This is a genomic window from Paracoccus sp. DMF-8, assembly GCF_029309835.1.
Classification (GTDB): Bacteria; Pseudomonadota; Alphaproteobacteria; order Rhodobacterales; family Rhodobacteraceae; genus Paracoccus.
Map to the genome: position 1 here is coordinate 123,118 of NZ_JARJHL010000003.1, position 20,950 is coordinate 144,067.

General features: G+C 65.0%; 18 protein-coding genes and 2 pseudogenes. 14 read left to right on the forward strand and 6 right to left on the reverse strand.

Features of this window, described 5'->3' with window-relative positions; genetic code table 11:
- Nucleotide 1 precedes the first annotated feature (1 nt).
- Nucleotides 2-2,200, forward strand: coding sequence for a PAS-domain containing protein (locus PE067_RS01225; RefSeq protein ID WP_276187457.1), 2,199 nt, complete (start codon nt 2-4; stop codon nt 2,198-2,200).
- Here PE067_RS01225 and PE067_RS01230 read toward each other — a convergent pair.
- The 5 genes from PE067_RS01230 to PE067_RS21740 form a co-directional block, all read right to left on the reverse strand.
- On the reverse strand, nt 2,197-3,264 hold the full coding sequence (locus tag PE067_RS01230; RefSeq protein WP_276187458.1) for an ABC transporter ATP-binding protein: 1,068 nt from the start codon (nt 3,262-3,264) through the stop codon (nt 2,197-2,199). The genes PE067_RS01225 and PE067_RS01230 overlap by 4 nt on opposite strands.
- A 3-nt stretch (nt 3,265-3,267) precedes the next feature.
- The gene (locus PE067_RS01235; RefSeq protein WP_276187459.1) at nt 3,268-4,137 is read right to left on the reverse strand and encodes a carbohydrate ABC transporter permease; all 870 of its coding nucleotides are present in this window, start codon (nt 4,135-4,137) and stop codon (nt 3,268-3,270) included.
- On the reverse strand, nt 4,134-5,027 hold the full coding sequence (locus tag PE067_RS01240) for a sugar ABC transporter permease (RefSeq protein ID WP_276187460.1): 894 nt from the start codon (nt 5,025-5,027) through the stop codon (nt 4,134-4,136). Before PE067_RS01240 ends, PE067_RS01235 begins: the two co-directional genes overlap by 4 nt.
- Before the next feature lie 88 nt (nt 5,028-5,115).
- Nucleotides 5,116-5,739: a hypothetical protein gene (locus PE067_RS21735; RefSeq protein ID WP_346429638.1), complete on the reverse strand. Its 624-nt coding sequence runs from the start codon at nt 5,737-5,739 to the stop codon at nt 5,116-5,118.
- Nucleotides 5,705-6,364 (reverse strand): ABC transporter substrate-binding protein, encoded by a 660-nt coding sequence (locus PE067_RS21740; RefSeq protein ID WP_346429639.1) that lies wholly within the window; start codon nt 6,362-6,364, stop codon nt 5,705-5,707. The genes PE067_RS21735 and PE067_RS21740 overlap by 35 nt, the downstream gene beginning before the upstream one ends.
- A 220-nt stretch (nt 6,365-6,584) precedes the next feature.
- Between PE067_RS21740 and PE067_RS01250 the strand changes: the two genes are divergently transcribed.
- From PE067_RS01250 to PE067_RS01290, 9 genes are all read left to right on the forward strand, one after another.
- Nucleotides 6,585-7,607: a LacI family transcriptional regulator gene (locus PE067_RS01250; protein ID WP_276187461.1), complete on the forward strand. Its 1,023-nt coding sequence runs from the start codon at nt 6,585-6,587 to the stop codon at nt 7,605-7,607.
- Complete coding sequence (locus PE067_RS01255; RefSeq protein WP_276187462.1) at nt 7,604-8,863, forward strand: AGE family epimerase/isomerase; 1,260 nt, start codon at nt 7,604-7,606, stop codon at nt 8,861-8,863. The genes PE067_RS01250 and PE067_RS01255 overlap by 4 nt, the downstream gene beginning before the upstream one ends.
- 102 nt (nt 8,864-8,965) lie before the next feature.
- Nucleotides 8,966-9,175: a TOBE domain-containing protein gene (locus PE067_RS01260; protein WP_276187463.1), complete on the forward strand. Its 210-nt coding sequence runs from the start codon at nt 8,966-8,968 to the stop codon at nt 9,173-9,175.
- Between the two features lie 255 nt (nt 9,176-9,430).
- The gene (locus tag PE067_RS01265) at nt 9,431-10,051 is read left to right on the forward strand and encodes a TetR/AcrR family transcriptional regulator (protein WP_276187464.1); all 621 of its coding nucleotides are present in this window, start codon (nt 9,431-9,433) and stop codon (nt 10,049-10,051) included.
- A 115-nt stretch (nt 10,052-10,166) separates the two neighbouring features.
- A complete protein-coding gene (locus PE067_RS01270) occupies nt 10,167-10,340 on the forward strand; it encodes a hypothetical protein (RefSeq protein ID WP_276187465.1) in 174 nt (57 codons plus the stop codon).
- Between the two features lie 154 nt (nt 10,341-10,494).
- Complete coding sequence (locus PE067_RS01275; RefSeq protein ID WP_276187466.1) at nt 10,495-12,354, forward strand: FG-GAP-like repeat-containing protein; 1,860 nt, start codon at nt 10,495-10,497, stop codon at nt 12,352-12,354.
- 83 nt (nt 12,355-12,437) lie between these two features.
- The gene (locus tag PE067_RS01280; RefSeq protein ID WP_276187813.1) at nt 12,438-13,565 is read left to right on the forward strand and encodes an aminodeoxychorismate synthase component I; all 1,128 of its coding nucleotides are present in this window, start codon (nt 12,438-12,440) and stop codon (nt 13,563-13,565) included.
- Entirely contained in the window at nt 13,523-14,158 is a 636-nt protein-coding gene (locus PE067_RS01285; RefSeq protein ID WP_276187467.1) for an aminotransferase class IV family protein, read from the forward strand. The genes PE067_RS01280 and PE067_RS01285 overlap by 43 nt, the downstream gene beginning before the upstream one ends.
- Nucleotides 14,159-14,316: 158 nt before the next feature.
- Nucleotides 14,317-15,954 (forward strand): FMN-binding glutamate synthase family protein, encoded by a 1,638-nt coding sequence (locus PE067_RS01290; protein ID WP_276187468.1) that lies wholly within the window; start codon nt 14,317-14,319, stop codon nt 15,952-15,954.
- 83 nt (nt 15,955-16,037) lie between these two features.
- Here the strand turns inward: PE067_RS01290 and PE067_RS01295 are convergent, their stop codons facing one another.
- Nucleotides 16,038-16,820 (reverse strand): FCD domain-containing protein, encoded by a 783-nt coding sequence (locus PE067_RS01295; RefSeq protein ID WP_276187469.1) that lies wholly within the window; start codon nt 16,818-16,820, stop codon nt 16,038-16,040.
- Nucleotides 16,821-17,195: 375 nt separating this feature from the next.
- Here PE067_RS01295 and PE067_RS01300 point away from each other — a divergent pair.
- The 4 genes and pseudogenes from PE067_RS01300 to glcF form a co-directional block, all read left to right on the forward strand.
- Nucleotides 17,196-17,505: pseudogene (locus PE067_RS01300) on the forward strand (FAD-binding protein); the annotation flags it as partial.
- A gap of 78 nt (nt 17,506-17,583) precedes the next feature.
- Nucleotides 17,584-18,438, forward strand: a complete 855-nt coding sequence (locus PE067_RS01305; protein WP_276187814.1) for an FAD-linked oxidase C-terminal domain-containing protein — start codon at nt 17,584-17,586, stop codon at nt 18,436-18,438.
- Nucleotides 18,435-19,543, forward strand: a pseudogene (locus tag PE067_RS01310) (FAD-binding protein). Before PE067_RS01305 ends, PE067_RS01310 begins: the two are co-directional and overlap by 4 nt.
- A 1-nt stretch (nt 19,544) precedes the next feature.
- A complete protein-coding gene (gene glcF, locus PE067_RS01315) occupies nt 19,545-20,873 on the forward strand; it encodes a glycolate oxidase subunit GlcF (protein WP_276187470.1) in 1,329 nt (442 codons plus the stop codon).
- Nucleotides 20,874-20,950 lie beyond the last annotated feature (77 nt).

Below are 20,950 nucleotides of genomic sequence, written 5' to 3' on the forward strand. Positions count from 1 at the left end.
GATGTCCCAAAGCATGACCGATTGGCTGATCGACCCGGCCGACAGCGCCGACAGGAATGTCGAAAAGCTGCTGGTCATCGTCGCGGCGCTGATGCGCAATTCCGAAGAACGCGCCGACGAACACAGCGCCGCATTCGAGGATTTCCGCCGCGCCGCCCTGCTGGAAGAACGCGTCCGCCAGCGCACCCGCGATCTGGAAGCGACGCTGGAACGCCTGAACGAAGCCAACAGCACCGCCGAACGCGCCCGCCGCGACCTGTCCCAGGCCATCGAGGCGATCGAGGAAGGCTTTGCGCTGTTCGATGCCGACGACCGGCTGGTCCTGTGCAACAGCCGCTTTTGCCGCGATTTCACCGATGTCCGCCCGCTGCTGATGCCGGGCCTGAGTTTCGACGCCTATGTCCGCGCGGTCAGCCGCTCGCACCGGATCGCCCTGCCCGAAGGCATGACCCCGGAAACATGGGCGCAGGAACGCTTTCGCCGCCATCTGGTCCGTCAGGTTTTCAACGTCGGGCTGGCCGATGACGGCTGGCTGCAGATCAGCGAACAGCGCACCTGCGAAGGCGGCACGGTGATCCTGCAAACCGATGTGACGCAGATCATCCGCGCCGAACGCCATGAACGCGGCAAGCTGCTGGACGATCAGGCCCGGATGATCCACGCCACGCTGGAACATATCAATCAGGGCGTCGGCATCTTTGACGCCCATGGCAATCTGATCGGCTGGAACCGCAAACTGGCGCAGTTGCTGGAAATTCCCGCCGCCCTTTTGCGCCCCGGCACCAGTTTCGAAGGGCTGGCCGGGCGGCTGATCTATCAGGCCGGGTTCAATGACGACTTCAACGCCGCCAAGCTGCGCGAATGGGTGCGCAGCCCGACCCACCGCCTGCCGCTGACCTTTGAGCTGCATTATGCCTCGGGGATCATTCTGGACGTGCATGGGCAGGAAATGCCGGGGCGCGGCTTTGTCATGTCATTCACCGACGCGACCCGCGAACGCATGGCGATCCATTCCATGCTGCGCGCGAAATCCACGCTGGAGGCTCGCGTCGCCGCCCGCACCGAGGAACTGGCCGAGGCGCTGGACAATGCCGAACGCGCCAATTCCGCCCGCGTCCGTTTCGTCGCGGCGGCCAGCCATGACCTGCTGCAACCGCTGTCGGCAGCAAAGCTGTTCGTTGCTTCGGCCCGCGACGACGCCGAAACCGCGACGCAGCGCAGCACATTGGAAAAGGCCCATAACGCGCTCTTGAGCGTCGAGGGCATTCTGGGCGCCTTGCTGGATCTGTCGCGGCTGGAATCGGGCGGGACGGAATTCGAAATCGTGCCGGTGCCGATGTCGATGATGCTGGCGCGGCTGACCGATGAATTCGCGCCGCTGGCCGCGAACAAGGGGCTGCGGCTGACCGTCATGCCCTGTTCGCTGGCAGTGCGCAGCGATCCGATCTACCTGCGCCGCATCCTGCAAAACCTGATCGGCAATGCCATCCGCTACACCATGTCGGGGGGCGTCACGGTCGGCGCGCGCAGGCGCGGCGACAGCCTGCGGATCGAGGTTCACGACACCGGTCCCGGCATCGCCCCCGAACATCAGGCGGCGATCTTTCGCGAATTCCACCGCGTCCACGGTTCGGCCTCGGCGGCGCAAGGGATGGGGCTGGGGCTGGCGATCGTCGAACGCGCCTGCGCCCTGCTGGGCCACCGGCTGGAACTGAAATCGACGCCGGACCGGGGCACCAGCCTTGCCGTGGAACTGCCGCTGGCGCGCGAATTGCCGCGCCCGGACAGTGCCGCCCCCCGTCCCAGCACCGACACCCCCGAGGTGATACAGGACCGCATCGCCCTGCTGGTCGAAAACGATGACGACCTGCGCCGCGCCATCGCGCAACTGCTGGAACGGCGCGGCGTCGATGTGCTGGAAGCCGCCAGCGGCACGGATGCGCTGGCCCTGGTCGAGGAAATCGGGATCGTGCCGGATTTCTACCTTGTCGATCAGCAGCTTGGCGATGGGATGACCGGGGTCGAAACGGCGCAGGCGCTGCATGCGCAATTCGGCGGACGCCCGACCCGGATCATCACCGCCGACCGTTCCCCCCAGACCCGCAAGGCCGCGCAGGATGCGGCGCTGGAGATCATCTTCAAACCCATCGACCCCGAGGCGCTGGAGGCTTTCGTCCGGCGGGTCCGCCCCGGAACCTAGTCGATCCGCCCGCCCGTCGCCTCGTCGAACACCACGGCGCGGGCCATATCCAGAGCGACGGACAGCCGGTCGCCGACCGTCGGGCTTTCGGTCGCGGCCAGACGCGCCGAAATCAGCGCCGTGCCGAACCGCAGCCACAGGAAAATATCCGACCCTGTCGGCTCGACCACCTCGACCGGCAGATCCAGCCGCAGCGAACCGCCCTCGACCCCGATGTTTTCCGGGCGGATGCCTAACACCACCCGCTGCCCCGGCGCCAGCACATGCGGCAGGGGCAGCAGGCTGCCGGGTTCGGCATCGGGCACCAGCGCCCGGCCATCGGCGGAAACCTTGCCCGCCAGCATGTTCATCGGCGGCGAGCCCATGAAATCCGCGACGAACATATTCGCGGGCCGGTTATAGATTTCCGCAGGCGTGCCGGTTTGCTGGATCGCGCCTTCCTTCATCACGACGATCTTGGTGGCCAGCGTCATCGCCTCGATCTGGTCATGGGTGACATAGATGATCGTGGCGCCGGTCTGCTGATGCAGCCGCTTGATTTCGGCCCGCACCTCGACCCGCAGCTTGGCGTCAAGGTTCGACAGCGGTTCATCGAACAGGAACAGGCGCGGCTTGCGCACAAGCGCGCGGGCCATGGCGACGCGCTGACGCTGGCCGCCCGACAGTTGCGCAGGCTTGCGGTCCAGCAGGTGTTCGATCTGCAAGGTCTTGGCAACGCTTAGAATATCGGCGTCGCGCTGCGCCTTGGCGATCCCCGCCATTTCCAGCGGAAAGCCGACGTTCTGCGCCACCGTCATGTTCGGATAAAGCGCATAGGACTGAAACACCATCGCGATATCGCGCTTGGACGGATGCAGGCCGGTGATGCTTTCCCCGTCCAGCAAGATATCGCCCGAGGTCGGCGGCTGCAGCCCCGCAATCGCATTCAGCAGCGTCGATTTCCCGCAACCCGATGGCCCCAGCAGCACCAGAAACCCGCCCTTTTCCAGCGAAACATCAATGCCCTTCAGGATCTGAAGCACGCCGATCCGGCGCTGGACCTGCTGAATTTCGACAAAAGCCATGGGTTATCCTTTGACGGCGCCCGCCATCAGCCCGCGCATGAAATAGCGCCCGGCGACGACATAGACGATCAGGGTGGGAAGCGCCGCGATCACTGCCGCAGCCATATCGACATTGTATTCCTTGACCCCCGTGGACGAGGCGACAAGGTTGTTCAGCGCCACCGTCATCGGCGCGTTGGCCCCGCTGGAAAAGCTGACGCCGAACAGGAAATCGTTCCAGATATTGGTGAACTGATAGATCACCGTGACGACGATGATCGGCGCGGATGACGGCAGCAGGATGCGCCAGAAGATCGTCAGGAACCCGGCCCCGTCCATCTGCGCGGAATGGATCAGCTCATCCGGGAAGGCATCGTAATAGTTGCGGAAAAACAGCGTGGTAAAGCCAAGCCCGTAGATGACATGGACCATCACCAGACCCGCCGTGCTGTTCGAGATGCCAAGCTGGCCCAGCACCCGCGCCATCGGGATCAGCACCGACTGGAACGGGATGAAACAGGCAAACAGCATCAACCCGAACACGATCCTGTGCCCCGGAAAACGCCATTTCGTCAGCACATAGCCGTTCAGCGCGCCAAGCGCGGTCGAAATCAGGACGGCAGGCACCACCATCTTGATCGAGTTCCAGAAATAGCCCTTGATCCCTTCGCAGGTGACGCCGATGCAGGCGGAACCCCATGCCCTGGCCCATGGCTCGATCGTCGGCTGCGCGGGCAGCGCCAGAATATTGCCGCCGCGGATTTCGTCCAGGGTCTTGAAGGATGTCGCCAGCATCACGAACAGCGGCACCAGATAGACGGCGGCAAAGATCAGCAGCAGGCCATAGATCACGATGCGGTTCATGCGCGTGGGCGCGGTGGCGGACAGGCTCATTTCCGGCCCTCGCGCAGTTCGGAATACAGATAGGGCACCATGATCGCCGCGATCCCCATCAGCATGATCATCGCCGAGGCCGAGCCGACCGCCATCTGGCTGCGCGTGAATGTATAGGAATACATGAAGGTTGACGGCAGTTCGGTCGCATTCCCCGGCCCGCCGCCGGTCAGGGCGATGACCAGATCATAGCTTTTGATCGCCATATGGGCCAGCACGATCACCGCCGACAGGAATGCCGGGCGCAGCAGCGGAATGACGATGCGGCGATAGATCGTCCAACTGGACGCGCCATCCACGGTCGCGGCGTTCAGCATTTCGCTGTCGATGCCGCGCAGACCGGCCAGAAACATCGCCATGACGAAACCCGACGCCTGCCAGATCCCGGCGATGGCCACCGTGTAGATCGCCATATCGGGGCGCACCAGCCAGTCGAATGTGAAACCTTCCCAGCCCCATTGCCGCATGGTGTTCTGAAACCCCATGCCGGGGTTCAGGAACCATTTCCACGCCGTCCCGGTCACGACAAAGGACAGCGCCATGGGGTAAAGATAGATCGGGCGCAAGAACCCCTCGATCCGGATTTTCTGGTCCAGCAGGATCGCCAGAAACAGGCCCAGGGCAATGCAGATGGTGATGTAAAGCGAGCCGAAAATCGCCAGATTCTTCAGCGCCATCCACCAGTTCGGCTGCGCGAACAGCCGGGCATAGGCATCAAGGCCGACCCAGTTATAGACCGGCAGGATGCGCGAATTCGTCATCGAAATCACGCCGGTCCAGACGATGAACCCATAGACGAAGACCAGCACCAGCGCGAATGACGGCGCCAGCACAAGGCGCGGCAGCCAGTCTTGCAGCCGTGATCTGGCCGAGGGGGAAGGGCTGGGCATCCAGGCTCCTGCGACGGGGTTGGGTCGGGCGCGCCCCGGTTGGTCAGGGCGCGCCGGTTGTCGCGCTTGCTGCGCCGTTACTGGGCCGTTACTGCGCGGCGGCAACCGCCTGCGGCAGGCGGGTCAGCGCCTCATCCGTGGTGATCTGGCCGTTCAGATGCTGGGTGACGACGTCGAACACCGCCTCTTTCACCGCCGAGGGCTGGCCGTGACCATGGGCCAGCGAACCGGCAAGGCCGCCGTTCCCGGCGGCTTCGGCCAGATCGGCCATGCCCTTCTTGCCGCAATCGTCGAATTCGGTGTCCGGCACATCAGTGCGCGCGGGGACCGAGCCCTTGACCTTGTTGAACGCGATCTGGAAGGCCGGATCCTCGACCGCCGAGGCCATTTTCAACTGCGCTGCCCGCGCATCGCCATCGCCCAGATCGAACATCACGAACTGGTCCGAGTTGAACAGGACCGAGCCTTGCGTGCCGGGGAAACGGATGCAGACGAAATCCTCGCCCGGTTTCAGATCGGCGCGCAGGAATTCACCCTTGGCCCAGTCACCCATTTCCTGAGCGCCCGCCTTGCCCTCGATCACCATCGCGGATGCAAGGTTCCAGTCGCGGCCGGGGAAACTGTCGTCGAAATAGGTGCGCAGTTTCGACATATCGTCGAAAACCTGCCGCATCATGTCACCGCCAAGCGCCTCGGGGTCGGCGTCCAGCACGGCTCTGACGGTAAAAATCCATGCCGCCGCGCGACAGGACCACGGCTTCCCACAGGGTGCCGTCCTGCCAGGGCTGGCCGCCATGGGCCAGAGGCACGATGCCCTGCTCCTTGAAATTGTCCAACATGGCGTAAAGTTCATCCATGTTTTCAGGGGCCTTGCCGCCGGCCTTGTCCAGCGCGGCCTTGTTGATCCACATCCAGTTGGTCGAATGGACATTCACCGGCGCGGCGATCCAGTGATCGTCGTATTTCGAAAATTCCTGCAGGGCGGCGGGGATCACATCGCCCCAATTCTGTTCCGTGGCCAGATCGTCCAGATTGCCCAGAACGCCCATTTCGGCCCAGTCACGGATATCGAAACCCAGCATCTGCACGGCGGTCGGCGGATCGCCCGCCGTGACGCGCGCCCGCAAGGCGGTCATCGCCTGCACGCCCGAGCCACCGGCGACGGGCATGTCCTGCCACGCCACGCCTTTCGCGGCCAGGTCCTCTTTCAGCACGTTCAGCGCCGCCGCCTCGCCCCCGGCGGTCCACCAGTGCAGGACCTCGACGCTTTCCTCGGCAAAAGCCGGCGCTGCGGCCATGGCGGAAACGGCCGCTCCGGCCAGCAAGAATCTACGCATATCGTTAGCCTCCCTTTGCCGGTTTCCCATCCGGCTGCATATTTATAACGATGCAAATCGCAAAGCTGTCAAGAAACTTCTGATCGCGCGCTTTCTGATTTTACCGTTGAAATTCACTGTTCTGAATGTATCAACTGGTCGAACGAGGTTGAGGAACCGGCGCCGACGTTGCGTTAAATCGTTGCATAAGCGCCGGAATGCGACGGATTGAGGAGGGCCCATGGCAAGGCAGGACAGGCCGACGCTGCGCAGCGTCGCGGCGCAGGCAGGGCTGGCTGTCACGACCGTGTCGCGCGCATTGGCGGACGATCCGCGCATTGCGGCCGAAACGCGCCGCCGCGTGCAGGACATCGCGCAACAGGTCGGCTATTCGCCGAACCGCGCGGCGCAGCGCCTGCGGACGGGGCGCACCAATGTCATCGCCTTTGTCCTGAACCCGCACGAGGAAATTCTGGGCTATGGATCATCCATGATCCGCGGCCTGACCGAGGCGCTGCGCGACACCCCCTATCATCTGGTCGTCATGCCCAACTACGCCGACCGCCCCGCGATCGAGCCGGTGGTGAATGTCCTGCGCAACCGTCTGGCGGACGGGCTGATCATCTCGCGGACGACGCCGGACGACCTGCGCATCCGCATGATGCTGGAACAGCGCATGCCCTTTATCTCGCATGGGCGGACGGAACTGGCGACGCCGCATCCCTTTGTGGATTATGACAATTTCGGCTTTGCCCACGCGGCGGCGACGCGGCTGATCGCCGGTGGCGCGCGGCAGCCCTGCCTGATCCCCGCACCCGAAGGCATGACCTTTGCCCAGCATCTGCGCATGGGCTTCCTGCGCGCCTGCGGCGAGGCCGGGGTGCAGGGCCGCGTGCTGCAGGGGATCTCGCTGGACGATGCCCCCGAACGCATCCACGCCCATATCGGCGCGCTGATTCGCGCCGGGGATCTGCCCGATGGTTTCGTCTGCCCGGGCGAGGTCAGCGCCATGGCCATCCACGCCGCCCACAGCGATGCCGGGCGCGCGGCGGATTGCCGGCTGGTGATGAAACACACCTCCTCTGTCGCCGGGCTGATCCGTCCCGGCTTTGACAGCATCTACGAGGATCTGGCCGAAGCGGGGCGGATCATGGGCCAGTTGCTGCTGCGCGCCATCGCGGGCGAGCCATCCGAATCCCTGACCTGGCTGCAAGCCGCCCCGCCGATCCGGCCGGGCAATCTGACGACGGAGAAAACCGCATGACCGCCAGCCCTTCCGCGCCGCCACTTCCGTCCGTGCCGACCGCTGGCGTATGGTGGGGCACCGATGCGCATCGCGCCTATCTGCTGGCCGATGCCACGCGGCAATTCGCGTTTTTCCGGCGCAGCCTTGACCCGGCGGGCGGCTTTCACGCGCAGGATTTCGACGGCAACCCGATCCCCGGCGCGCCGCGCGAATTGCATGCGACGACGCGCATGGTCCATTCCTTTGCGCTTGGCCATCTGGCGGGGCTGCCCGGCGCGGATGCGATGGTCGATCACGGCATGGCGGCGCTGTGGAATCTGCATCGCGACACCCGGCACGGCGGCTACCTCTGGTCCTTTGCCCCCGGCGGCGGTTTGGCGGATGGCGTGAAACTGGCCTATGGTCACGCATTTGTGTTGCTGGCGGGCGCCAGCGCCAGACAGGCGGGCCACCCCGACGCCGACCGCCTGATCGCCGATGTCTGCGAGGTGATCGAGCGCCGTTTCTGGGACCACGACCACGGCCGCATGTCCGAAGAATACGCCCGCGACTGGTCCGTGATTTCGGATTACCGGGGCATGAACGCCAATATGCACATGTCCGAGGCCCTGCTGGCCGCCGCCGAGGCCACCGGCGATGATAGTTTCGCGACCCGCGCGCGCGGCATCTTCGATTTCTTCATCGGCCAGATCGGTGCCGCGAACGATTGGCGCCTGCCCGAACATTACACCCGCGACTGGCAGGTCGATCCCGATTACGAAGGCAATCCGATGTTCCGCCCGCGCGGCGCGACTCCGGGCCATTCCTTTGAACTGTCACGGCTTTTGCTGCAGGCTTGGGATATGGGCGGCAGGCGGGATGCGACCCTGCCCGATTGGGCCGGGCGGCTCTATGACCGCGCGCTGGCCGATGGCTGGGACCGGGCGCGGGGCGGGATCATCTATACCACCGACCGCAACGGCCGCGTCCTGCGCGCCAGCCGTTATTGGTGGCCCGTGACCGAGGCGATCGGCGCCGCTGCGGCCATGATCAAGGCCGGGCAGGACCGCGCGGATGACTATCTGATGTTCTGGCAAGCCGCCGAACACCTGTTCATCGACCGCGAAAAAGGCGGCTGGATTCCCGAAATCGACGCCGAAAACCGCCCCGACAACCGGCAATTTTCCGGCAAGCCCGACATTTACCATTCAATTCAGGCGAGTATTTACCCCCTGCTGCCCGGCCTGTCGGATCACGCCGGGCAGCTTCGCGCCAGGGCGGCGGATCTGCGCTGACCCTGCGATACTTGACATGCGAAGCCTTTACGGGGTCATGTTCGCACCCCATCTTTTGCCGTCGGCAAAGATGTGCCTGCAACCCTTAAGCGAGGAACGCCAATGAAGCTCAGCGCGCGCAACGTCCTGGAAGGGACGATTACCGAGATCGTGACCGGGGCCGTCACCAGCCATGTCCGCCTTGATATCGCGGGAACCACCGTCACCGCCTCGATCACCAACGAAGCCGTGGCCGAACTGGGCCTGAAGGTCGGCGGCAAGGCCGCAGCGGTCATCAAAGCGTCGGATGTGATGATCGGCGTCGAAGACTGATCGGCCGCCACACCAGCGAACCGGGGGGTTGCCGTCAGGTGATCTGCCCGATTTTGCTGCCCCACCCTGCTGCACGACCAGCGAAACGGGGCCTTCGTGATCATGCCCTCGGACGGAAGTCCGTCCGCCATCGGCCCACCCCGGAAAAGCGACCGATCAGCGCGACACGAAAGCCCCGGCCACAACCGTAACACTCATTATCAACGGAAAAACAGCTAATGCACATCAACACCCTTCGCAAGCAGAAGGTCGAAAATGCCACGTCGCGACAGATCTGATCGCGAGGAAGAAATCGAGACGGCGGCCTATCAGCTTCTGGAACAGCGCGGCTTCGCCGGGACCGGGATGCAGGCCATTGCATTGGCCGCCCGCGCCTCGAACGAAACGCTGTATCGCTGGTATGGTGACAAGATCGGACTGTTTCGCGCTTTGATCTCGCGCAATGCAGAGATCGTTGCGGCAGAAATTCGCGTGGCCCGGCAAAAGGGCGATCACGGGCTCGACGCTCTGGATCGCGCCGGGTCGGTGCTTCTGGCCATGTTGCTGGGCAACCGCGCCATCGCGCTGAACCGCGCCGCCGCCGCCGATCCGACCGGCAAGTTGGGGCGGACCCTGTGCGAAAGCGACCGCAATGTCGTCACCCCCCTGATCGGCCAGTTGATGGCCGAAGCGATGCAGCTTGGCCAGATCGCAGGCCGCCCCTGCGACAGCGCCGTCACCCCTCAGGATCTGGCCGAACTCTGGCTGACCCTGCTGATCGGCGACCTGCGGATCCGCTGCGTCACGGGCGACATTCCGGCCCTGCCCGACGACGAGGTCCGCACGCGCAGCCGGCTGGCCCGCGAAAGGCTGCTGCGCGTCTATCCCAGCCACTGAACGCCCCTGACACTGAACGCCCAGGGCGCTGAAGGCCCCCGGCGCTGAACGCCGTGTCCGATCGACGACCGGGCACGGCACTACCCCGTGGGTTCCCCCCAAGGCGGCAAGACGCATGAAAACGGCCAAGGTTCAGTTTTGCCCCGCTTTCAAACAGGGCGGGCCGATTTTCACATCACGCCGTTCAATTCACCCAAGAATAATTCCATTATTTAATCCATGGGTTGATTTCACTTTAATTGCCGAAACTTCAGGTAGAAAATCTGATCCGATATTACGAATTATTTGACGGGACCTTCCCTTTTCCGGCAGAGTAAATATGCAATACAGGCGGCATCCCGGTTTGCGGGACAGTCTTTGGATCGAGGCGACTCACCCAAAGCCGTGACTATTTGTTTTCTCATTTCTTCGCCATTTGCAAAACCCATTTCCGGATCAATTCGATGCCTCAGGAAAACTCCGACGGCCTGGAGACCGTCGATACCGTCGCAAAAATGATTATCGTCGCCCATCAGGACGACGACACCCTTTTCATGCACCGCGACCTGCGCAACCAGTTGGACAGCGGCGGGGCGATGACCACGGTTTTCGTCACGGCGGGCGATGCCGGGCTGGATGAAACCTATTGGCTCGGGCGCGAGGCGGGCGCGCGCGCCGCCTATTCGGAAATGACCGGCGCAGAGACCTGGGTCAATGAAACCGTGTCGCTGGAGATCGTCGGGCAAAGCTATCAGATCGCCTCCTCCTGGCTGGTCGACCGACCCGAGGTGCGGCTGTATTTCCTGCGCCTGCCCGATGGTCCGGGCGGTCGCGGCACGGCCGCGCAGGGTTTCCAGAGCCTTGAAAAGCTGTGGATGGACGATATCGCGACGGTTTCCAGCGTCGATGGCGCGGCGATGATGACGCGCGTCGACGTTCTGAACGTCCTGCTGGCGCTGATGCTGGAACATCAGCCGGGCACCCTGATGATCCCCGACGTGTTCAGCCGCTATGCCGCGGGCGAACATTCCGACCACCGCCACACCGCCCGCTTTGCCATGCTGGCCCATCAGCTTTACGATACCGATCATGAAATCGAGGCTTTCGTCGGTTATTCGACCCGCATGTTGCCCGCCAATGTCAGCGGCGCGGAATTGGAACGGGCGGTCGATGTCTTCAGCCGATATGCGCTGCACGACAACCTCACGGTGACCGGATACAACCAGGACGGAACGCCGGCCATCCTTGGGAATTACCTGCAATACCTGCAGCGCCAGTATTCCGTCGATGATTTGACCAGCTACTGGCTGAACGGCATGGCCGAAAATGCCGGAAACTGGCGCGTCGGCACGCATGTCAGGTTGTTTGCCGATGTGGATGGCGATGGCCGCGCCGATGCCGTGGGCTTTGGCACCGCCAATGTGCAGGTCGCCGGAAACAACAGCATCGGTTTTAACGAGGCGCGTAACTGGTCGGCCGAATTCACCCAACGCGCGGGCTGGAACGTCAACCGCCACGAAAGGCTGCTGGCCGATGTGAATGGCGATGGCCGCGCCGATATCGTCGGCTTTGGCGATCAGGGCGTCATGGTCGCCCTGTCGAACGGCGGGGGGTTTGACGCGGCGACCCTTTGGGTGGCCGATTACGGGCGGCTGGCCGGAAACTGGCGCGTCCATACGCATGAGCGCCTGATGGGCGATGTGAACGGCGACGGTCTGGCCGATGTCGTGGGCTTTGGCGCGGCGGGTGTCCGGGTGTCGCTGTCCACCGGCACCGAAATGACGCGCAGCACGCTTTGGACGACCGAAACGCTTTTCGCCGCGCGCAACATTGATCCCACGCGGCACGAACGGGCGGTGGCGGATGTGAATGGCGACGGTCTGGCCGATGCCGTGCTGTTCGCCGATCATGGGGTGATGGTCGCCCTGTCGAATGGCTCGGGTTTTGACGCCGCCCGGTTGTGGATCGCGAATTTTGCCCAGGAGGCGGGAAACTGGCGGGTCGGCACGCATGAACGCTTTCTGGCCGATGTGAATGGCGATGGTCGCGCCGATGTCGTGGGCTTTGGCCATGCGGGCGTGCTGGTCGCCCTGTCGACTGGCGATGGCTTTGGTCAGGTGCGGCGCTGGACGACCGAAGACGATTTTCGCGTGGCGAACTGGGACAGCACCCGCCATGTCCGCGAGGTCGCCGATATGAATGGCGACGGCATGGCCGATCTGGTCTGGATCGACGACCATGGCATCCGGGTTTCGCTGTCCACCGGCAGCAGCTTTGTCACGCCCGCTTACAACGAACTGATCAGCGACGCCTTTCTGTTCTGAAGCCCGGATCCCGTCGCGCATCGAGGCTTGTTGTGATGGCCGCCCCGGCCGTGCTATCCGTCGCCGGATCAATGGAGGCGGGTGTGATCCTGTGCGAATTCGGGCCGGATGATCGGCCCGTCCTGTTCCGAAAGCCGGTGGAAATCGTGCTTGCCCATCACGCGCAAGAGGTGCTGCCCGCCCTGCAGCGCCTGGAAAACGCGCGTCGATCCGGTCGCTGGATCGCCGGCTGGCTGTCCTATGAGGCGGGCTATGCGCTGGAACAGCGGCTGCTGGACCAGATGCCGCCCGACCGCGACGGGCCGCTGCTGGCGATGGGCATCTATGACGCGCCCGACGCGGCCGACGAACTGGCCCTGCCCGATGAACAGGTCACGCTGGCGCCGCTGCACCCGCTTGTGTCCGAAACGGGCTATCGCGCCGCCTTCGACCGGGTGCGCGACTATATTGCGGCGGGCGATTGCTATCAGATCAACCTGACCATCCCGCTGGCCACCCGGCTGGAACAGGGCAGCGCGCTTGGCCTGTATGCCGCGCTGCGCCGGCACCAGCCGGTCGGTTTCGGCGCTTATGCCGATCTGGGCGGGCCGGTCGTCGTGTCGCGTTCGCCCGAACTGTTCGTGCGGCTGGATGCGCAGGGCCGGATCGAGGCGCGCCCGATGAAGGGCACCGCCCCGCGCGACCCCGACCCCGCCCGCGACCGCGCGCTGGCCGAGGCACTGGCCGCATCCGAAAAGAACCGCGCCGAAAACCTGATGATCGTCGATCTGCTGCGCAATGATATCGGGCGGATTTCGCGGATCGGCTCGGTCCGGGTGCCGGAACTGTTCGCCATCGACAGCTTTGCCACCGTCCATCAGATGAGTTCGCGCGTGACCGGCCAGCTTGCCGCCCCCGCCGATCTGCCGGGGCTGATGCAGGCGCTGTTTCCCTGCGGCTCGATCACCGGGGCGCCCAAGATCCGCGCCATGCAGATCATCCGCGAGGTCGAGCCCCATCCCCGCGGCGTCTATTGCGGCACGCTTGGCTGGATGGCCCCCGATGGCGCGGCGGCTTTTTCGGTGACGATCCGCACCCTGTCGGTCTGGCCCGACGGGCGGATCACGATGAATGTGGGGGGCGGCGTCGTGCAGGATCTCGACCCCGGCGGCGAATGGGAGGAAGCCCTATGGAAAGCGCGCTTCGTGCAGGATCTGACGCGCCCTGCCTGATGCTGATCGAAACCGCGCTGTGGGACGGGACCGCCTGCCCGCGCCTTGACGGTCATTTGTCGCGGCTGTCGGCCAGCGCCGCCGCGCTTGGCTGGCCGCTGGACATGGCCGCCGCCCGCGCCGCCCTGACCGGCACCCCCGGCACCCCCGCCCGGCTGCGCCTGACGCTGGCGCGCAGCGGCCGGATCGAGGTGACCCATGCCGCGCTGCCGCCCGCCGCGACCGAATGGCGGCTTGGGCTGGCCCCTGCGCGGCTGCGTTCGGACGACCCTCGGCTGCGGCTGAAGACCACGCGCCGCGAAATCTACGATGCCGCCCGCGCCGCCATGCCCCCCGACCGGGACGAGATGATCTTGCTGAACGAGCGCAACGAAGTCTGCGACGGCACCATCTCGACCATCTTCTTTGATCGGGGTCAGGGGCTATGCACGCCGCCGCTGTCCTCGGGGCTGCTGGCGGGGGTGCTGCGCGCCGCCGTGCTGGCGGACGGGACCTGCCGCGAACAGGTGCTGCTGGCCCGGGACCTGCCCCATGTGCGGCTTTGGGCGGGCAATGCACTGCGCGGCATGATCCCGGCGAAATGGCTGGGCTGAGGCTTTTTTCCGGATGCCGTCAGCAATCCGTTAACATTCGCGTGTCATCGTCCAAAAGTCGGATGACTGACCCAACGGACTGATTGATTTTCGGGCAGTTCGGGGATGTATTCGGTCAAAATGCCACGGCAGCCGGGGACAAGGGGCGACTGACGGTCATGATTTACCACAATACGCGCTTTTCGGCCCTGGTCGGCGCGCTGGCGGGGCTGGTTTTCTTCGCGATCATCTGGGCAATGGGCTGGCGCTGGTCGGCGGTCGGGGTCGTGATCTTTGGCTTTCTGTCGGCGGTCGGCATCCACGATATCCTGCAGCCGAAACGCGCGATCCTGCGCAACTATCCGATCCTTGGGCATCTGCGTTTCATGCTGGAAAAGATCCGCCCCGAAATCCGGCAATATTTTCTGGAAAGCGACAGCGAAGAACTGCCCTTTTCCCGCGAAGCCCGCAGCCTTGTCTATCAGCGCGCCAAGGGGGTCGAGGACAAGAAACCCTTCGGCACCTCGGAAAGGGTTTATGAATCGGGCTATGCTTGGGTCACGCATTCGGTGTCGCCCAAGGTCATTTCCGATACCGATTTCCGCGTGATGATCGGCGGGCCGGATTGCCGGCAACCCTATAATGCCTCGATCTACAATATCTCGGCGATGAGCTTCGGGGCGCTGTCCAGCAATGCGATTCTGGCGCTGAACCACGGCGCGAAACTGGGCGGATTCGCCCATGACACGGGCGAAGGCGGGATCAGCCGTTACCACCGCGAACATGGCGGCGATCTGATCTATCAGGTCGCCTCGGGCTATTTCGGCTGCCGCGCCGCCGATGGCAGTTTCGATCCGGAAAAATTCCGCGCGCAGGCCGCCAATCCCCAGGTCAAGATGATCGAAATCAAGCTGAGCCAGGGCGCCAAGCCCGGCCATGGCGGCATGCTGCCCGCCGCCAAGATCAGCCCCGAAATCGCCGAAGCGCGCGGCATTCCCATGGGGCAGGACTGCGTTTCACCGCCTGCGCACAGTTCCTTTTCCACGCCGATCGAACTGATGGATTTCATCGCCCGGCTGCGCGATCTGTCCGATGGCAAGCCCATCGGCTTCAAGCTGTGCATCGGGCACCGCCGCGAATTCATGTGCATGGTCAAGGCGATGCTGGCGACCGGGATCACACCGGATTTCATCGTCGTCGATGGCAAGGAAGGCGGCACCGGCTCGGCCCCGATGGAGTTCACGAACCGCGTCGGCATGCCCATGCTGGAAGGGCTGGCATTCGTCCACAACACCCTGCGCGGCGCCGGTCTGCGCGACCGCATCCGCATCGGCGCGGCGGGCAAGATCATCAGCGCATTCGACATCGCCCGCGCCTTTGCGCTTGGCGCGGATTGGTGCAATTCGGCGCGCGGATTCATGTTCGCCATCGGCTGCATCCAATCGCAATCCTGCCACACGAATGAATGTCCGGTCGGCATCGCGACGCAGGACAAGCTGCGCCAGCGCGCGCTGGATGTCGGCGACAAGGCGCAGCGGGTCGCGCGGTTTCACCGCAACACCCTGCATGCGCTGGCCGAAATCGCGGGCGCCGCAGGGCTGACCGCCCCGCGCGATTTCCTGCCCTATCACTTCATGTTCCGTCAGGCCGATGGCGCATTCGAAGACGGCAACGAAATCTTCCCCTATCTGCCCGAAGGCTTTCTGGTTTCGGGCGAAGATGTGCCCGAACTGAAAAGCTGGCACAAAAGATGGGGTCGCGCGTCGGAACACACCTTTGCCCCCGAAATCATCCCGCAGGGCCGCTTTGGCGGATAGGCGCGCAGGACCCTGACCTTGGCCGTGTTGGGCACGAAAACATCCTGCCCACCCCCGCCGGGACCCATCAGCCCCGCGACCCATCAGCTTCGGGCGCGCATCCCGACCCCGCCGCCCTGCAGACGGCGCAGGGACAGGTCAAGCCGCGCCTCGGCCTCGCGGATTTCGCGGCTGGCCTTGCGGATAAAGGAAATATGCTCGCGTGCCGCCGCTTCGGCCTGGGCGGAATCGCGGGCCAGAATGGCATTGGCGATGGCGCGGTGCTGCTGGCGCAGCAGGTCGCGGATCGCGGGAATGGCGAACAGGCGGCTGCGGTTCTGCGACACATCGGCGCGCAGCACACCGGCCAGCGCCTGCATGATCTGCAACAGCGTCAGGTTGTGGCTGGCCTCATAGATCAGCAGATGCAGTTCGGCATCGGCTGCGGCCTCTTCGGCGGGGTCGTTCCTGTCATGGGCGCGGTCCATGCGCTCCAGACAGGCGGTCAGTTCGTCGCGTTCGATATCGGTGGCGCGGCTGGCGGCCAGACCAGCGGCCGCGGCTTCGGCGATGGCGCGGAACTCCAGATAGTCGTCGGCGCCCTCGGCATGGCGGGCCAGCATGGCGATCAGCGGATCGGTGATTGCGGCCGTGCCGATCCGGGCGACCCGGCTGCCACGCCCGTTGGATGCGGTGATCAGGCCCCGTTCCTCCAGGATTTTCAGCCCGTCGCGCAGGGTCGAACGCGAGACGTTCAGCCTTTCCGCCAGTTCCCGTTCCGGCAGCAGGCGTTCATCGGGGCGCAGCGATCCTTCCAGAATACGCGCCTCGATATGCTGGGCGACGGCTTCGGCCGCAGGTTCGGATTTCACGGTCACACTGCTCATCGGTGCTGTATCCTGTCTGTCAAGAATCCGCGTCTCCCCCATTATTGAATAGCGGGAAAGCGGGCAGGCATGCAATGAAAATACCGGTTGACATATTTGGACTGAAAATAATACCAACAAGCCACGCCATGCGGGCCGCGACCCGCAACAGCCAGGGGGGAAGACATGTCCGGCATCGCCATGCCTGCGCCAGATCCGCGCATTCTGGAACGCGCGCCCGCCATCATTGCCGCCCTGCGCGATGTGCTGCCGGTCGATGCGGTGATTTCCGACCCCGAGGAAACCCGCGCCTATGAATGCGACGCGCTGACCGCCTATCGCTGCCCCCCGCTGGCCGTCGTCCTGCCCCGCACCACGGCCGAGGTCGCCGCCGCCATGCGCGTCTGCCACCAGATGCGCGTGCCGGTCGTGCCGCGCGGCGCCGGAACCTCGCTGGCCGGGGGCGCTGCCCACGGCAGAACAGCGTCATCATCGGCACCATGCGCCTGCGCGAGGTGCTGGAAATCGACACCGACAACCGTTTCATCCGCGTCCAGACCGGCGTCACCAACCTGTCGGTCAGCGCCGAACTGGAACCCCACGGCTTTTTCTACGCCCCCGACCCTCCAGCCAGCTGGCCTGCACCATCGCGGGCAATATCGCGATGAATTCCGGCGGGGCGCATTGCCTGAAATACGGCGTCACCACCAACAACCTGATGGGCGCCCGCGTCGTCCTGACCACGGGCGAGATCGTCGAACTGGGCGGGCCAGAGGCCGGACCGATGGGTCTGGACCTGCTGGGCCTCCTGTGCGGCTCCGAGGGCCAGCTTGGCATCGTGACCGAGGCGACCCTGCGCATCCTGCCCCGCCCCGAAGGCGCGCGCCCCGTACTGATCGGTTTCGACAGCGCCGAAACCGCCGGCGAATGCGTGGCCCGGATCATCCGTTCGGGCGTGCTGCCCGTCGCCATCGAATATATGGACGATGTCTGCCTGCGCGCGGTCGAAGCCTTTGCCCGCGCCGGTTACCCCGATTGCGCCGCCGTCCTGATCGTCGAGGTCGAAGGCGCGCCCGACGAAATCGCCTGGCAGATCGCCCGTATCCGCGAGATCGCCGATGCCCTGAACCCCGTCGAATTCCGCGAAAGCCGCAATGCCGATGAGGCGATGGCGATCTGGAAGGGCCGCAAATCCGCCTTTGGCGCGATGGGGCGGATCGGCGATTACATCTGTCTGGACGGCACGGTTCCGGTCAGCAAGCTGCCCTATACCCTGAAAATGATCGGTGAATTGTCGCGCCAGCACGGGTTGGATGTCGCGAATGTCTTTCACGCGGGCGACGGCAACATGCACCCCCTGATCCTGTTCAACGCCAATCAGCCCGGCGATCTGGCGCGGGCCGAGGCCTTCGGCAACGACATCCTGCGCCTGTGCGTTCAGGTCGGCGGCTGCCTGACCGGCGAACATGGCGTCGGCATCGAAAAGCGCGACCTGATGGTCGATCAATATGCCCCGGATGATCTGTCGATCCAGATGGAAATCAAGGATCTGTTCGACCCGCGCTGGCTGTTGAACCCGGCCAAGGTCTTTCCGCTGCAATCCAGCCAGCCTCACCGCGACAAGGCCGCAGCCGCATGACCCCTGCCAATGAAACCGAACTGGCCGAACTGATCGCCGGCCGCAACGGCGCCCCCTGCGTATCAAGGGGGGCGGCACCCGCGTTGCGTCGGACCACCTGCCCGGCGATGTGCTGGATCTGTCGGCGCTGTCAGGCGTCATCGCCTATGAACCGGGCGAAATGACCCTGATCGCCCGCCCCGGCACGCCGCTGGACCAGATCACCCCCATGCTGGCCGCCGAAGGTCAGGCGCTGGCCTTTGAGCCCGCCGATATGCGCGCGGTTCTGGGCCGCAATGGCCAGCCCACGATCGGCGGGGTGGTGGCTGCGAATGCCTCGGGTCCCCGGCGCTTGCTGGCTGGGGCCTGTCGCGACCATCTGCTGGGCGTGCATTTCGTCGATGGCCGGGGCCGCGTGCTGAAAAACGGCGGGCGGGTGATGAAGAACGTCACCGGGCTGGATCTAAGCAAGCTGATGGCGGGGTCGCATGGCACGCTTGGCGTGCTGACGCAGGTGGTGCTGAAAACCCTGCCCCATCTGCCGGAACGCGCGACTCTGGCCTTTCACGAACTGACCGCCGCGCAGGCCGTCGCGCTGTTTTCCAAGGCGCTTGCGACCCCGTTCGAGGTGTCGGGCGCGGCATGGCGCAACGGCACGGCATGGCTGCGGATCGAAGGGCTTGGCCCGCAGTTGGCCTATCGCCAAAGCCGTCTGCAACAGCTTTTCAGCCCGGCCGAGGCCGAGGTTCTGGACGCCCCCGCGACCACCGCCCTGTGGCGCGATCTGCGCGATCTGAGCCATTTCTGCGGGTCGGACGTGCCGCTTTGGCGCGTGCTGGTCAAGCCGACCGATGCGCCCGCGATCCTTGCGGCGATGACTGCGCTTGGTGGCGATGCCTCGATGGATTGGGGGGGCGGGCTGATCTGGTATGCGGGTCCCGGCACGCCCGCGCAGGTCCGCGCCATCGCGCGCCATGCCACGCTGATCCGGCGCGGCGGGCTGCACGGCCCCGCCTTTCCGCCCGAAGCCCCCGCCGTCGCCGCGATCGCGGCCGGATTGCGGCGCACCTTCGACCCCGCCGGGATCCTGAATCCCGGCCTGATGGACGCCCCAAAGGACGCTTAGGATGCAGACGAATTTCACCGCCGACCAGCTTGCCGATCCGGGCACCGCGCGCGCCAATGATATCCTGCGATCCTGCGTCCATTGCGGTTTCTGCACCGCGACCTGCCCGACCTACAAGGTTCTGGGCGACGAATTGGACAGCCCGCGCGGGCGGATCTATCTGATCAAGGACATGCTGGAAAACGACAAGGTGCCGGATGCGAAAACCGTCCAGCACATCGACCGCTGCCTGTCCTGCCTGTCCTGCATGACGACCTGCCCATCGGGCGTGCATTACATGCATCTGGTTGATCACGCGCGGGAATATATCGAACAACGCTATCGCCGCCCGTTTTCCGACCGGGCGCTGCGCTGGCTGCTGGCGCGGATCCTGCCCTATCCGGGGCGGTTCCGGCTGGCGCTGCGCGGGGCGAAACTGGCGCGGCCCTTTGCCCGCTTCATGCCCGATCCCCGGCTGAAGGCGATGCTGGACATGGCCCCGTCCCAGATCCCGCCGCGCAGCCCGCATGACGCGCCGCAGGTGCTGGCCGCGCAGGGTCCGCGCCGCAAGCGCGTCGCGCTGCTGATCGGCTGCGCGCAGCGGGCGCTGAACACCGATATCAACGACGCGACCATCCGCCTGCTGCGCCGTCACGGCTGCGAGGTGGTGATCCCGCGCGGTGTGGGCTGCTGCGGCGCGCTGACCCATCACATGGGCAAGACCGACGAAAGCCACGCCATGGCCGCCGCGAATATCCGCGCGCTCACGGCGGAAATCTCGGGTCAGGGGCTGGATGCGGTGGTCATCAACACCTCGGGCTGCGGCACGACGGTCAAGGATTACGGCCATATGTTCCGCAACGATCCGCTGGCCGCCGATGCGGCGCGGGTCGCCGGGCTGGCGCGCGACATCACCGAACTGATGTCGGAACTGGGACTGGCGCCGAAACGCGATCTGCCGCCCCTGCGCGTCGGCTATCACGCCGCCTGTTCGCTGCAACACGGCCAGCAGATCAAGGCCACGCCCAAGGAATTGCTGGCCGCCGCCGGTTTCACCGTGCTGGAACCCAGGGACAGCCATATCTGCTGCGGTTCCGCCGGGACCTACAACCTGATGCAGCCCGAGATTTCGGCACAGCTCAAATCGCGCAAGGTCGCGACGCTGGAGGCCCTGACCCCCGACGTCATCAGCGCCGGAAACATCGGCTGCATGATGCAGATCGGATCGGCCATCGGCGTGCCGGTTGTCCACACGGCCGAACTGCTGGACTGGGCAACCGGCGGCCCGCAACCGCGCGCCATGCAAGGCAGCCATGCCCCCGCGCCCGCCGTGCCGGTCGCGGCGGAATAGCCCCGTTTCGCGCGCCTGACAGGGCGCGGTGGCACGGTGGATTTCGGGGCAACCCCGCCCCCGGACAGCGGCCCGCT

Excerpts from the sequence above, each read along its gene's own strand:
- PE067_RS01225 (WP_276187457.1), top strand. The coding sequence starts at position 2 with ATGTCCCAAAGCATGACCGATTGGCTGATCGACCCGGCCGACAGCGCC.
- PE067_RS01230 (WP_276187458.1), bottom strand. The coding sequence starts at position 3,264 with ATGGCTTTTGTCGAAATTCAGCAGGTCCAGCGCCGGATCGGCGTGCTT.
- PE067_RS01235 (WP_276187459.1), bottom strand. The coding sequence starts at position 4,137 with ATGAGCCTGTCCGCCACCGCGCCCACGCGCATGAACCGCATCGTGATC.
- PE067_RS01240 (WP_276187460.1), bottom strand. The coding sequence starts at position 5,027 with ATGCCCAGCCCTTCCCCCTCGGCCAGATCACGGCTGCAAGACTGGCTG.
- PE067_RS21740 (WP_346429639.1), bottom strand. The coding sequence starts at position 6,364 with ATGCGTAGATTCTTGCTGGCCGGAGCGGCCGTTTCCGCCATGGCCGCA.
- PE067_RS01250 (WP_276187461.1), top strand. The coding sequence starts at position 6,585 with ATGGCAAGGCAGGACAGGCCGACGCTGCGCAGCGTCGCGGCGCAGGCA.
- PE067_RS01255 (WP_276187462.1), top strand. The coding sequence starts at position 7,604 with ATGACCGCCAGCCCTTCCGCGCCGCCACTTCCGTCCGTGCCGACCGCT.
- PE067_RS01260 (WP_276187463.1), top strand. The coding sequence starts at position 8,966 with ATGAAGCTCAGCGCGCGCAACGTCCTGGAAGGGACGATTACCGAGATC.
- PE067_RS01265 (WP_276187464.1), top strand. The coding sequence starts at position 9,431 with ATGCCACGTCGCGACAGATCTGATCGCGAGGAAGAAATCGAGACGGCG.
- PE067_RS01270 (WP_276187465.1), top strand. The coding sequence starts at position 10,167 with ATGAAAACGGCCAAGGTTCAGTTTTGCCCCGCTTTCAAACAGGGCGGG.
- PE067_RS01275 (WP_276187466.1), top strand. The coding sequence starts at position 10,495 with ATGCCTCAGGAAAACTCCGACGGCCTGGAGACCGTCGATACCGTCGCA.
- PE067_RS01285 (WP_276187467.1), top strand. The coding sequence starts at position 13,523 with ATGGAAAGCGCGCTTCGTGCAGGATCTGACGCGCCCTGCCTGATGCTG.
- PE067_RS01290 (WP_276187468.1), top strand. The coding sequence starts at position 14,317 with ATGATTTACCACAATACGCGCTTTTCGGCCCTGGTCGGCGCGCTGGCG.
- PE067_RS01295 (WP_276187469.1), bottom strand. The coding sequence starts at position 16,820 with ATGAGCAGTGTGACCGTGAAATCCGAACCTGCGGCCGAAGCCGTCGCC.
- PE067_RS01305 (WP_276187814.1), top strand. The coding sequence starts at position 17,584 with ATGGGTCTGGACCTGCTGGGCCTCCTGTGCGGCTCCGAGGGCCAGCTT.
- glcF (WP_276187470.1), top strand. The coding sequence starts at position 19,545 with ATGCAGACGAATTTCACCGCCGACCAGCTTGCCGATCCGGGCACCGCG.